Below are 11,827 nucleotides of genomic sequence, written 5' to 3' on the forward strand. Positions count from 1 at the left end.
GTGTTCTTCACGACCAGCGTGCTAGCGCGAAACCGTCATGGCGTCCAGTTGCCAGATACTGCGCGAATAGACCGTTTCGGTGCGCAGGGCCGGGTCGGAGTCGTAGTCGAACACCAGCCAGAGCGGCCCCTTCTCGCGGGGCGTCATAGGCGTGCCGTTGCGCAGGTACGCGATAAGTGCCCCGTCGCGGGTCAGGGCGTTCGCCGGTGCCTCCACGCGGTAGCCGTTGAGAGCGCGCAAGGCGATTGTCGCTTCCGGTCCGACACCGAGGTCCTCGAGCAGGGCCCGCAACGGCACGCCGGTGAACCGCTGCGGGCCGTCTGTCCAGTTGGTGGTCGTGCGGAAACTGCGCGTGGGCAGGGCGTGCAGATCGGCGCGGGTCAAATGGCGCGGCGCGGCGTCCCCCGGCAGCGCGACGCGCAGCAGCGTGCGGGTATTCTCTCGGGGTTGGCCGTCGTCGGCACACGCCGGTGCCCCGGCGAGGCAAAGCGCGAGAACGCCGCGCCGCAACGCGCGTAAGGAACGGTGCCACGCGCGCACGATCGGTGGGGCACACGGTGGACGAACATGTGCGGTGGACCCGGTTGGCATCGGCTGTCCCTTAACGCAATCGCAACGCGCCGCCGAAACGCCGGCGGGCACCGCGGGGCTCTTGCAAAGCGAGCGTATTGAGCCATCTATCGGCTTGCAAGCGCGCGCGGGATGTTCTTTGTTGCGTCTCGCGCTGCCGCAGGCCCGCGGCGACGGAATGCCAAAATGCACGACACCATGACCAGGCTATTGCTGGCGGACGACCACGATCTCGTCCGAGAAACCATCGCGCAATATCTGGAACACCAGGGCAAATTCGATGTGGTCCGCGCCGACACGCTCGACGCGGCGCTGGCGGTCTGCGAGTCGCGCGGGCCCTTCGACCTCGTGTTGCTGGACTACGCGATGCCGGGGATGGATTCGCTTCGAGGGCTCGCACGGATGCAGGAAAGGGTCGCGTGCCCCGTGGCCGTGATCTCGGGGACGACGACAAGCGAGATCGCCGCGCGCGTCCACGCGGCCGGCGCGGCAGGTTTTCTGCCCAAGACCCTTGACCCTGCGTCGCTTCTGCGGGCGGTGCGCCGGATGCTGGTCGGACAAAGCTACATGCCCGATGCCGAACTGCTGGGCCCCGGCCCGGCAGGCGAGGGGGTGACGCTGACCCCGCGCGAATCGGACGTGTTGCGCGGCCTCGCCGAAGGCAAGTCGAACAAGGAAATCGCGCGCGATCTCGATATCCGGGAAGTCACGGTCAAATTGCACGTCAAGACGCTGTCGCGCAAACTGGGTGCGCGCAACCGCACCCACGCGGCAATGCTGGCGCGCGACATCGGGCTGGCCTGAATCGCGCTTCGCCGGAACGGAAACGCCCCGCCGGGGTGGCGGGGCGCTGGTCATCGAAGGGTGGCCGATCAGGCGCTGCGGCGGCGCCGGCGCGCGGCCGCGCGGCCACCGCGCCCGCCGGCGGCTTCCTCGCCCGGTTTGGGCGGCGCCTTGTTGAACTTGATCCACTCGCCGCCGTGGGGGTCGTTGTTGGTCAGGAAGTTCGCGGCGCGGATCGCTTCCATCTCGGAGCCCGGCCGCGGCCTGGTGGAGCCGAGGTTGAACAGCCGGCAGAAAGTTTCGTCGTCGATGTCCTCGGGGACCGCGATGCCGGCGGCGGCGGCCTCGGCCTTCTTGGCCTCGATCTCCGATTGCTTCACGGGCAGCTTGAGGGGGTTCATGATGGCGCTGGTCATGCCCGCGCCCATCGCCATCGGCAGGAAGGCGTTGTTGATGCCGTGCCGGTTGGGCAGGCCGAAGCTGATGTTCGAGGCCCCGCAGGTGGTGTTCACGCCCAGTTCCTCGCGCAGGCGGCGCACCAGCGTGAACACCTGCTGGCCGGCGCTGCCCATCGCGCCGATCGGCATCACCAGCGGGTCGACGACGATGTCATGCGCGGGGATGCCGAAATCGGCCGCGCGTTCGACGATCTTGCGCGCGACGGCGAAACGCACCTCGGGATCCTCGGAGATGCCGGTATCGTCGTTGGAGATCGCCACCACGGGCACGTTGTATTTCTTGACCAGCGGCAGGATCGCCTCCAGCCGCTCCTCCTCGCCCGTGACCGAGTTCAGCAGCGGGCGGCCGTGTGCGGCCTGCAGGCCGGCCTCCAGCGCCTCGGGCACCGAACTGTCGATGCACAACGGCAGGTCCACGAGCCCCTGTACCAGCTCGATCATCCGGGTCATGAGCGGCGGCTCGGTCTCGTTGGGGTTGGGGTTGGAGTTGTAGACGACACCCGCGTTGACATCGAGCACGTTGGCCCCGGCCGCGGCCTGTGCGACGGCATCGGCCTCGACGGTGGAGAAATCGCCCGCCTCAAGCTCGGCGGCGAGCTTCTTGCGCCCGGTCGGGTTGATCCGCTCACCGATCACGCAGAACGGTTCGTCGAACCCGAGGACGGCGGTCTTGGTCTTGCTCTCGACGACAGTGCGGGTCATTGTCCCTCCTTCAGGATGCGTTGGCGGGCACGCCTGCGCGGCCGCCGTTCTCGATCGCCCAGTTGGCGTTTGTCTTGATGCCGCCCAGCGGGAAGAAGTGGACGTGCTCGATGTTGAAATCGGGGTTCGCGGCCTTGTGCTCGGCCAGCGCGGTCACCACTTCCGTCGGCTCGTAGGGCAGCAGCAGCTTGGAGACATCCATCGCGCGTTTCTGCAGCACTTTCAAGGACGGGCCCACGCCGCAGGCGATGGCGAACTTGATCAGCGTCTGAAGCTTGGCCGGCCCCGCGATGCCGATGTGGACGGGCAGGGTGATGCCGTTCGCCTTCAGCCGGTCGGCCCATTCGATGATCGGGTCGGCGTCAAAGGCGAACTGCGTCGCGATGGCCATCTCGGCGTCGGTCTGCTGCGAAAACCTCTGTTTCCATTGCAGCGCCTCGTCCACCGTCGCGGTGCCGCCGTCGGGGTCGATGTCGCGGTTGCCCTCGGGGTGGCCGGCGACATGCAGCCGCTTGAAGCCCGCCTCGTCGAACAGGCCGGTTTCCAGAAGCTGCATCGAGCTGTGGAATTCCCCGTGAGGCTTGCTCACGCCACCGGCGATGACCAGCGCCTGCTCGACGCCCGCCTCGCCCTTGTACCGGTCGATCCAGTCCTTGAGCGTCGCGCGGTCCTTGATGATGCGCGCGGGGAAATGCGGCATCGCCGGGTAGCCCTCGTCGGTCAGCCGCTTGGCGGTGGCGACCATGTCCTCGATCGGGGTGCCCTCGATGTGGGCGATGTAGACGCGCGTGCCCTCGGGCAGCAGGTCGCGGAAGCTTTCCACCTTCTCGGCGGTCCGCGGCATCACCTCGATGGAATAGCCTTCGAGGAAGGCCTCGACCTGAGGATTCAGCGGCTTCGGCGCCGAGGCGACGGCCGTGTCACGCTTCTTGAAATTGAGCAAAGCCATCGCGGCCTCCCATAGTCTGGCGGGGGTCATGCCCAACCGTCGTTGTCGATAAGGGTCTTGAGGCGGGTCTGGTCGTACTCGGCATCCAGGCGCGCGGCTTCGGCCTCGGCCACGTCGGCGGCGTCACCCTCGACCGGGTAGGGGGCGGCCTTGCGCCATTCGGCCAGGTACGCGTCGGTGTCGCCGGCGCCGACCTTCATTGCGGCGCGGTCGATGGCCTGCTCGAAACGTTCGGGCAGCTGTTTCTTGGCGCCACGACGTCCCTTGCCGACGATCACCTGCGCCGGGATGTCCCGCCAGTACACGATTGTCACGTCAACCATCGCTGATTCCTCTTGTCCCGCGCCCTCTCTAATCCAGCAACCTGCGCCTGCAGGGTCGATTTTCGACAGAAAGGACTCGTCATGCGACGAATTGCGACGTGATGGCGCAGTTCCGGCTCTGCAACCCCCGTCCCGGCCCGCCGCGGCGTCACGATGCCGTGCGCGTGGGGTGCTTGCGCATGACCGGTCGAGGCCCTACCTTCGTGGTAACTCGAAATGGAGGGCGTGAGCTCATGGCGCCCAAGCGTCCTGGCGGTGCCGGCGCTCTCCCCAAGGCGGTCGAGAGCCCCGTATCGCAATCGCCCCGTCCGGCCGACCTGTTCGCGGCGCTGGACCTGGGGACAAACAGTTGTCGCATGCTGATTGCCCGGCCCGAGGGCAGTCAGTTCCAGGTCGTGGACAGCTTCACCAAGTCGGTGCAGCTGGGCGCCGGCCTGGAACGCAGCGGGCGGTTGTCGCGCGCTTCGATCGGGCGGACGATCCACGCGCTGCAGGTGTGCCGGCAGAAGCTGCGCCGGCACAACGTCAAGCGGATGCACCTGGTGGCGACAGAGGCCTGCCGGCGCGCCGCCAACGGGGCGTCCTTCCTCGATCGCGTCCGGCGTGAAACGGGGCTCAAGCTCGATCTCATCACCCCGCAGGAGGAAGCACAGCTGGCGGTCGTTTCCTGTGCGCCGCTGGTGAGCCGCAAGACCGACCAGCTGCTGGTGGTCGATATCGGCGGCGGCTCGACCGAACTGGTCTGGATCGACCTGACCGGTGTGCCGCGCCGCGAGCGCGCCCGCGCGATCATGCGGCTGCACGCTGGGTTCTACGCCGATACCGGCGGGCTGCCCACGGCGCGGGTCGTGGACTGGATCAGCGTGCCGCTCGGGGTGGCCACCCTGCGCGACCAGTTCCACGACGTGGAGGACGACGCGGCGCGCTTCGCGCTGATGAGCTGGTTCTTCGAGGAGAACCTCGCCGAGTTCGCACCCTACAAGGACGAACCCCCGCGCGACGGGTTCCAGATCATCGGCACCAGCGGGACCGTCACCACAGTGGCGGCCAGCCACCTTGGCCTGCGGCGCTACGACCGCAACAAGGTGGACGGGTTGCGCATGACGTCCGACCAGATCGACAAGGTGATCCGGTCCTACCTCGCGCTGGGGCCCGCGGGGCGGCGGCGCGACCCGCGGATCGGCACGGACCGCCACGCGCTGATCATGTCGGGGGCGGCGATCCTGCAGGCCCTGCTGCGGTGCTGGCCGACCGACCGGCTGTCGGTGGCCGACCGCGGCTTGCGCGAGGGCATGCTCTATGCGCAGATGACCGCCGCCGGCGTTCTGGACAACGAGGACTGAGACATGGCGGGCGGACGCAAGAGCGGCAATACCTCGGGGCGCGGCCGGCGCGATCTGACCGTGAAGGTCCGCACCGCCCGGGGGCGCAAGCCGTCCTCGACACGCTGGCTGCAGCGCCAGCTCAACGATCCCTACGTCAAGCGCGCCAGGGAGGAGGGGTATCGCGGCCGGGCCGCCTTCAAGATCCTCGAACTCGACGACAAGTACCGGTTTCTCGTCCCCGGTGCGCGCGTCGTGGACCTGGGCTGTGCGCCCGGTGGCTGGTGCCAGGTCGCGGCCGCGCGCGTGAACGCCCTTGGCGAGAAGCCCGGCAAGGCGCAGGGCCGGGTTCTGGGCATCGACCTGCAGGCGGTCGAGCCGATCGCGGGCTGCGAGATCCACCAGCTGGATTTCATGGACGAGGGCGCCGACGACCGCGTGAAGGCGTGGCTGGACGGGCACGCCGACGTGGTGATGTCCGACATGGCCGCCGCCAGCACCGGGCACAAGCAGACCGATCACCTGCGCATCGTCGCGCTGTGCGAGGCCGCGGCGGACTTCGCCTTCGACGTGCTCGACGAGGGCGGCACCTTCGTTTCCAAGGTCCTCGAGGGCGGGGCCGACAGCACGCTGCAGGCCCGGCTGAAGCGCGCCTTCACGCGCGTCGTCAACGTCAAGCCGCCCGCGTCGCGTGCCGACAGTTCCGAGAAATTCGTGGTGGCCACCGGGTTTCGCGGGCGCCAGTAGGCGCGTGCCGCTCAGCGCGCCGTCTCACGGGGGCGTGCGTCGAACGACCGGGCCGCCTGTCGCGCGAAAGCGCGGAGGTCCTGCGGGTCCGGCGCGGGCCTGTCGGCCGTGCGGCTCGCGATGCGCTCGGCCTCGTCGCGCTGGCGGATCAGTTCGAACAGCCGCGCGTGGCGCGGCGCGGTTTCCCCCATTGCGTCCACAGACATTCCCGCATCCCGTTCCTGCGGCCCCCTGGCAAGCAGATTGGCCCCGGAATCGGGCAGCGTGATGGCGCGTTCGTGGCGATGCGCGGGCGTTGGACGGTGGCCTGGCTGACGCGGTTCAACCGCCCCGCACCAGCTTGCCGTTCTCGAAGTGAATGCCGCACTCGGTCTTTTCGCTGTCCGCCCAGCGGCCGGCACGGGCGTCTTCGCCGGGGGCGACGGCCCGTGTGCAGGGCGCGCAGCCCACCGACGGGTAGCCCTGCGCCTTCAACGGGTGTGCGGGCAGGTCATGCGTTTGATAGTAGTCCGCCACGTCCCCGGACGTCCAGTCGAGCAGCGGATTGACCTTGATCCAGCGATCCTGTGCCTCGAACAGGGAAAGCTCGGTCCGGGTGGCCGCCTGGTAGCGCTTGCGCCCCGTGATCCAGCAGTCGAGCGCGCGCAGCGCCTGCAGCATGGGCAGCGTCTTGCGGACGTGGCAGCACAGGTCGGGGTTGCGCGCGTGCAGGTCGCCGTCGGGGTCGTCGGCCTGCAGTCCCGCCGGCCGCGGCGTCACGTTCTGGATGTTGCACAGGCCCAGCTGTTCCACGAGCTGGTCGCGATAGGCGAGCGTCTCCGGGAAGTGCTTCCAGGTGTCGAGGAAGATGACCGGCGTATAGGGATCGATCTGCGCCACCATGTGCAGAAGCACGGCCGCTTCCGTCCCGAAGGAAGAGACGAGCCCCACCCGGCCGGGGAAATCCTGCCGCAGGACGCCGTTCAGCGTGCCCTCGGCCGTTTCCCCGTCGTACCGGGCGCACAAGCCGTGCGCCCGGTCCTGCAGTTCGATGCGGGAGTTGGTTTCGAACGTCGTCATGGTCCCCCGCGGCCCGGGTCCCGCGTTACCGCCAGAGCGACACGCAGGGAATCTTGGTCGTGTCGCAGCGGTCCGAGTACTTCTCGGCGATGTCCTTGACCTCTTCCATCAACCCGTCGTCGAGCTTGATCGGTTCCAGCCCGAGGCCGAGGAACCGGTCGTTGGCAACGTGCAGGTCGTTCTCGTCGGCCTCGTTGCGCGGGTTTTCCAGATAGGCGATCTCGGCGCCCATCTTGTCATGGATCATCTGCGCGAGTTCCCGCACGCGGTGCGTTTCGGTCATCTGGTTGAGGATGTTCACGCGCTCGCCCGATTGCGGCGGGTTCTCCAGCGCCAGTTCGATGCACCGGCAGGTGTCCTGGATGTGGATGAAGGCGCGGGTCTGGCCGCCCGTGCCGTGGACGGTCATCGGGTAATCCACGGCCGCCTGCATGATGAACCGGTTGAGCACGGTGCCGTAGTCGCCGTCGTAGTCGAACCGGTTGATCAGGCGCTCGTCCATGCGGGTCTCGTCCGTCTGGGTGCCCCAGACGATGCCCTGATGCAGGTCGGTGATCTTCACGCCGTCGTTCTTGTTGTAGAAGTGGAAGAACAGCTGATCCTGCGTCTTGGTCATGTGGTAGATCGAGCCGGGGTTGGCCGGATACAGGATTTCCTGCTCGGTCGGGCCGTGCTCGGTGTCGACGGTGACCTTCAGATAACCCTCGGGGATCTTCATGCCTGCCGTGCCGTAGCCGTAAACGCCCATGGTCCCGAGGTGGACGAGGTGGACGTCCTGCCCAGATTCCACGATCGCGGCGAGCACGTCGTTGGTGGCGTTGAGGTTGTTGTTCACGGTGTAGCGCTTGTGGGCGGGCGACTTCATCGAGTAGGGCGCGGCGCGCTGCTCGGCGAAGTGGATGATGGCGTCGGGCTTCTCGTCCTGGATGAGCGTGAGCAGCCGGTGGTAATGCTCGCCCACCGTGAAGTTGTGGAACTTGATCTCGTTGCCGGTCAGTTCCTTCCAGACGCGCAGCCGTTCGCCGATCGGGCGGATCGGGGTCAGGCTGTCGACCTCCAGCTCGAGGTCGATCTCGCGGCGCGAAAGGTTGTCGACAATGATTACGTCATGGCCGCGCTTGGACAGGTACAGGGCGTTGGGCCACCCGCAAAATCCGTCCCCGCCCAGAATTATGATCTTCATGCTCACCAGCTCCTTGGCAGTCGTTCAATCGAGCGGCCTTATACGCGGCGATTATTCGCAAGGCAAACGCTTTACGACGCATCCGCGGCCCGGTTCCGGCGATCGCAGCGTTCCCGTTGCACACAAGGGGCTGACAGGGGGCGTCCGCCAGGTGCGGGCCCCGGGATGAGCGGGAGTCCGCCAACCCGGGCTCGGGCCCGCGCACGCAGCTTCGACGGGCCGGCGCGACCAGCACGGCGCGGTGTCGGCCAACTGATTGACAATGCGCAGACCCCCTTGCTATCGGACAGCTCCGTCGGTTCGCGCATTTCCATGAAAAAAGGTTGCACAGTGCAAGCCACGCTTTACACGGCCTATCACAAGCCGGCGTCTTTGCTCAAAAGCGCGTCCGTGCAGCCCATCCAGGTCGGCCGGGCCGGAGCGTCCGAGGTTCTCGAGGGGATGATCGGGGACGACACGGGCGACAACATCTCGGACACCAATCCTCGCTACTGCGAGCTGACCGCGCTCTACTGGGCGTGGAGGAACGATCGCGAAAGCACGCACATCGGCCTGATGCATTACCGGCGGGTGCTGGATTTCACGGGTCAGTGGGCCGCCGCGCAGGCCGAGGTTTTCGCCGAAAGGTTCGTCATCGACGACTACCTCGCGGCGACGGAAGACTGGCTGGCGCAGGCCGAAGACGTCGACATGGTGCTGCCGCCCGAACACGTCATGGGCATGAGCGTGCGCGACAACTACGCCAAGCGTCACCAGCCCCAGGATCTGGACATCGCGCGAGAGGTGATCGCGCGGGACCATCCCGAGATGCTGAAGGATTTCGACGCCGTCGTCGAGGGCAGGGCTCTGCTGCTGGGCAACATGTTCCTGATGCGGCGCGACCTGTTCGATCGGTATTGCGCGTGGCTGTTCGACATTCTCGGCAAGGTCGAGGCGGCAGACGTGGAACGCGACAATTACAACCCGTACCAGTGCCGCTACCTGGGCTTCGTCGCGGAGCGGCTTCTCACCGTCTTTGTCCGCCGGGTGCAGCGTGAGGAAACCGGCTTGAAGGTGCGCCGGGCGAACATCGTAAACACAGGCGGCGCGCTGACCTTTCCGTATACCGTGAACGAGCGTCTGAACGGTGCGGCGCAGGTCAACATCGCGTTTTCGGCTGACGCGGCCTACGTGCCCCACGCGGCGGCCATGCTGCGTACGCTGCTCGATCACGCGGACCCGGTGCGCCGGTACAACTTCTTCTTCCTGCATTCCGACGTGCCGGCCTACGAGCTGGAGATCCTGCGCACTGTCCTCGACGGGCATCCCAACACGACCTGGCACGAGATCAACGCCGGCCGCCATTTCGAGGGCAGCTACCGGTCGGCGACGCGCGCGCCCTCCAATGCCACCTACAACCGGTTCCTTCTGTTCGAACTGCTGCCCCGGCTGGACCGCCTGCTTTACCTGGATGTCGACATCATCGTGCGCGGCGATGTGGCCGAGATCTTCGACACCGATATCGGCGACGCGCAGGTCGCAGCCGTGCCCGACTACATCATGACGCGCACGCTGACCGGCCCGACGCCGACGATCGATCCGAAGGTGCCCGACCTCTATCGTTACCAGCGGGACGTGCTGGGCCTGCAGGACCGGCACATCGCCCGGTATTTCAACGCCGGCGTCCTCCTTCTGAATTTCAAGGCAATGGATGCGGCCGCGACCGGACGGCAGCTGACCGAGATGGCGCAACGGGCGCGTTACCTGTTCCGCGACCAGGATCTGCTCAACAGCTTTTTCAAGGACAGCTATTACAAGCTGCCCGCGCGCTACAACGTGTTCAACACCGCCGCCGCCGGGTACGCCCGCGTGCCCAGGCAGAACCATGCCGAGGCCATGGCCGCGAAAGCCGACCCGTTCATCATCCATTACGCCGCGGGCGACTACAAGCCGTGGCAGGACACGGCGGTGCCCTTCGCGCATCATTACTGGCAGGCGCTCGCGCGCACGCCGTTCTACGGATCGGTCGTGGCCGGGCTCCAGGCGGGCAAGCCGCGCCGCCGCCGGGCACGCGAACGTCTCCGCGCGGCGGGCAAGTCGCTTGCGCTGAGCCACCCGCGCCTGCGCACGCCCTTGCTTTACCTCTACCGGAACATGAAATTCATCTCGGAGAAAGGATGACGCCCCAGCCGACGGCATACGTGCAGCACGGACGGATCACGCGCCCGGTGCATATCGCGGCCTCGATCTACAAGACGGGGACGACCTCTCTGGGCGAGGCCCTCGTGATGTTGGGCGTGGGTGAGCGCGACATGAAGTATCGCCCCGGCCTGATGAAACGTTTCAGGCCGCTTTTCACGCGCATGAACCGCTCGGTCGGCCGCGAGGTCGGCGCCAGGCAGTTCCTGGCCGAAAACGGCGACCGCGTGCGTGAGGCGATGCTGGAGTTCACCCAAGAGATCGCCGCCTTCGACGTCTTTTCCGACGCGCCGATGGGACACGCGCACATTCATCCCTTCATCCGCAAGGCGATCGCGCCCGAGGCGCGGTTCATCTGGGTCAAGCGGCGATTCAAGGACTGGGCCGCCAGCGTGCGCCACTGGGAGGTCACCCACCCGGAGACCTACACCAGCCACCACATGTGGGAAACGGACCCGGAAAACAAACTCAACCAGCTGCGCAAGCGTCGCCGCCGCAAGTACCAGCAGTTCCGCCGCCTGGCCGAGGATTTCCCCGACCATTGCCTGGAACTCGACATGGAAGAACTCGACAACTTCGGCCCGTTGTGTGCCTTCTACGGCGTTCCGGACCCCGGCGTGGCGTTCCCCGTCAGCAACGTGGCACGACAGGCCTGAGCCGAACGCGCGTGTCGGTTCAGGCGGTTTCGGCCTTGGCCGCACCCAGGAATTGACCGTACACCTCGTAGTCGCGGCTGTAATAGTCCGTAAGAAAGCTGATTTCGTCGCCTGTCAATTCGTCGCGGGGTATCTTCTCGCCTCCCGTCTGGTGGCGCCCGATCTGCGCATTGCCGCCTGTCATACTGCAAACAGTGCTGCGGAAATCCTCGATCTCGGAGATATCGAATATCTTCGTGTAGTACTCCGGATCGGTCCCGAGGATGTCGACCATGGGTCGACAATGCCACCAGACAGGCCGGCTCACCGATAGATAATCCTCGAGCCTTTCAATGAAGGTATGAACGTCAGGGTTGGGCTTCAGCCCCAGATCGCGTCCCTTCTCCCCCAACCATTTCTTGTTGAGTTCACGGTGAAAGCCGACACGGTTGCCGTAGCAGGACAAGAAGCGAGCAATCGGGTCACGCACGACCGTGAAGCGTTGCAGCGGCGCCAGCTGCCGTGCTGGCAGTGCATCGAAGGACTTTCCCGGGTATAGTTTGTGAATGTTGTAATTCTTCCCGTTGGCACGAAAACCTTGGAAAGGACGACCGTTCTCGATCTCGAAGAAGAAGCGCTTGATCGAGGTGCAGGCCACCTTCGGGACGGAAATGTAGGCAAGACCGTGTTTGGCGAGAATCGCGGTCATAAGGATCTCCTTGCGTTGATTTCCGCTACCCTATCGCGGCACCGGCATCAAGACGGCCCGAGAAGGCGGTTGGCAAGGCTTGTTCCCCACGGCGACGCCGTGACCGAGGCTCCGGTTGCCGAAGAAACCCCTACACATTCGCCGGGCATTGGGGTAGGTCACGCCGGCGGCGGACGCGCCGCTGCGTCCGCAAAAACCGCCATTACCGT

13 protein-coding genes are annotated in these 11,827 nt (G+C 66.3%); 5 read left to right on the plus strand and 8 right to left on the minus strand.

Annotated features, from left to right (window positions below; translation table 11 throughout):
• Positions 1 to 21 precede the first annotated feature (21 nt).
• Positions 22 to 540: a molybdopterin-dependent oxidoreductase gene (locus tag CEF10_RS10645; RefSeq protein ID WP_232796472.1), complete on the minus strand. Its 519-nt coding sequence runs from the start codon at positions 538 to 540 to the stop codon at positions 22 to 24.
• Between the two features lie 228 nt (positions 541 to 768).
• Here CEF10_RS10645 and CEF10_RS10650 point away from each other — a divergent pair, with 228 nt between their 5' ends.
• A complete protein-coding gene (locus tag CEF10_RS10650; protein WP_101068201.1) occupies positions 769 to 1,374 on the plus strand; it encodes a response regulator transcription factor in 606 nt (201 codons plus the stop codon).
• Positions 1,375 to 1,442: 68 nt separating this feature from the next.
• On the opposite strand, the gene CEF10_RS10655 is transcribed toward CEF10_RS10650, so the two are convergent.
• The 3 genes from CEF10_RS10655 to CEF10_RS10665 are packed head-to-tail and all read right to left on the minus strand — an operon-like array spanning position 1,443 to position 3,785.
• Entirely contained in the window at positions 1,443 to 2,513 is a 1,071-nt protein-coding gene (locus tag CEF10_RS10655) for a methyltetrahydrofolate cobalamin methyltransferase (RefSeq protein ID WP_101068154.1), read from the minus strand.
• 10 nt (positions 2,514 to 2,523) lie between these two features.
• Positions 2,524 to 3,462, minus strand: coding sequence for a methylenetetrahydrofolate reductase (locus CEF10_RS10660; protein ID WP_101068155.1), 939 nt, complete (start codon positions 3,460 to 3,462; stop codon positions 2,524 to 2,526).
• A gap of 26 nt (positions 3,463 to 3,488) precedes the next feature.
• The gene (locus CEF10_RS10665; protein ID WP_101068156.1) at positions 3,489 to 3,785 is read right to left on the minus strand and encodes a virulence factor; all 297 of its coding nucleotides are present in this window, start codon (positions 3,783 to 3,785) and stop codon (positions 3,489 to 3,491) included.
• Between the two features lie 233 nt (positions 3,786 to 4,018).
• On the opposite strand from CEF10_RS10665, the gene CEF10_RS10670 reads away from it, so the two are divergent.
• Together CEF10_RS10670 and CEF10_RS10675 are read left to right on the plus strand one after the other, a co-directional pair.
• Complete coding sequence (locus CEF10_RS10670) at positions 4,019 to 5,128, plus strand: Ppx/GppA phosphatase family protein (RefSeq protein ID WP_101068157.1); 1,110 nt, start codon at positions 4,019 to 4,021, stop codon at positions 5,126 to 5,128.
• Positions 5,129 to 5,131: 3 nt separating this feature from the next.
• Entirely contained in the window at positions 5,132 to 5,854 is a 723-nt protein-coding gene (locus CEF10_RS10675; protein ID WP_101068158.1) for an RlmE family RNA methyltransferase, read from the plus strand.
• An 11-nt stretch (positions 5,855 to 5,865) separates the two neighbouring features.
• Here the strand turns inward: CEF10_RS10675 and CEF10_RS10680 are convergent, their stop codons facing one another.
• From CEF10_RS10680 to CEF10_RS10690, 3 genes are all read right to left on the minus strand, one after another.
• A complete protein-coding gene (locus CEF10_RS10680; protein WP_101068159.1) occupies positions 5,866 to 6,060 on the minus strand; it encodes a hypothetical protein in 195 nt (64 codons plus the stop codon).
• A gap of 115 nt (positions 6,061 to 6,175) precedes the next feature.
• Positions 6,176 to 6,913: a phosphoadenylyl-sulfate reductase gene (locus CEF10_RS10685; protein ID WP_101068160.1), complete on the minus strand. Its 738-nt coding sequence runs from the start codon at positions 6,911 to 6,913 to the stop codon at positions 6,176 to 6,178.
• Positions 6,914 to 6,938: 25 nt separating this feature from the next.
• Entirely contained in the window at positions 6,939 to 8,096 is a 1,158-nt protein-coding gene (locus tag CEF10_RS10690; protein WP_101068161.1) for an NAD-dependent epimerase/dehydratase family protein, read from the minus strand.
• A gap of 330 nt (positions 8,097 to 8,426) precedes the next feature.
• Here CEF10_RS10690 and CEF10_RS10695 point away from each other — a divergent pair, with 330 nt between their 5' ends.
• Together CEF10_RS10695 and CEF10_RS10700 are read left to right on the plus strand one after the other, a co-directional pair.
• Positions 8,427 to 10,256 carry a DUF4422 domain-containing protein gene (locus CEF10_RS10695; protein ID WP_198586184.1) on the plus strand — a complete coding sequence of 610 codons (1,830 nt, stop codon included), beginning with the start codon at positions 8,427 to 8,429 and terminating at the stop codon, positions 10,254 to 10,256.
• Positions 10,253 to 10,930 carry a sulfotransferase gene (locus CEF10_RS10700; protein ID WP_101068163.1) on the plus strand — a complete coding sequence of 226 codons (678 nt, stop codon included), beginning with the start codon at positions 10,253 to 10,255 and terminating at the stop codon, positions 10,928 to 10,930. Before CEF10_RS10695 ends, CEF10_RS10700 begins: the two co-directional genes overlap by 4 nt.
• A 19-nt stretch (positions 10,931 to 10,949) precedes the next feature.
• On the opposite strand, the gene CEF10_RS10705 is transcribed toward CEF10_RS10700, so the two are convergent.
• Positions 10,950 to 11,618 carry a sulfotransferase family 2 domain-containing protein gene (locus CEF10_RS10705; RefSeq protein ID WP_101068164.1) on the minus strand — a complete coding sequence of 223 codons (669 nt, stop codon included), beginning with the start codon at positions 11,616 to 11,618 and terminating at the stop codon, positions 10,950 to 10,952.
• Positions 11,619 to 11,827 lie beyond the last annotated feature (209 nt).

The organism is Roseovarius salinarum (genome assembly GCF_002834145.1).
In the GTDB taxonomy this organism is placed as follows: Bacteria; Pseudomonadota; Alphaproteobacteria; order Rhodobacterales; family Rhodobacteraceae; genus Roseovarius; species Roseovarius salinarum.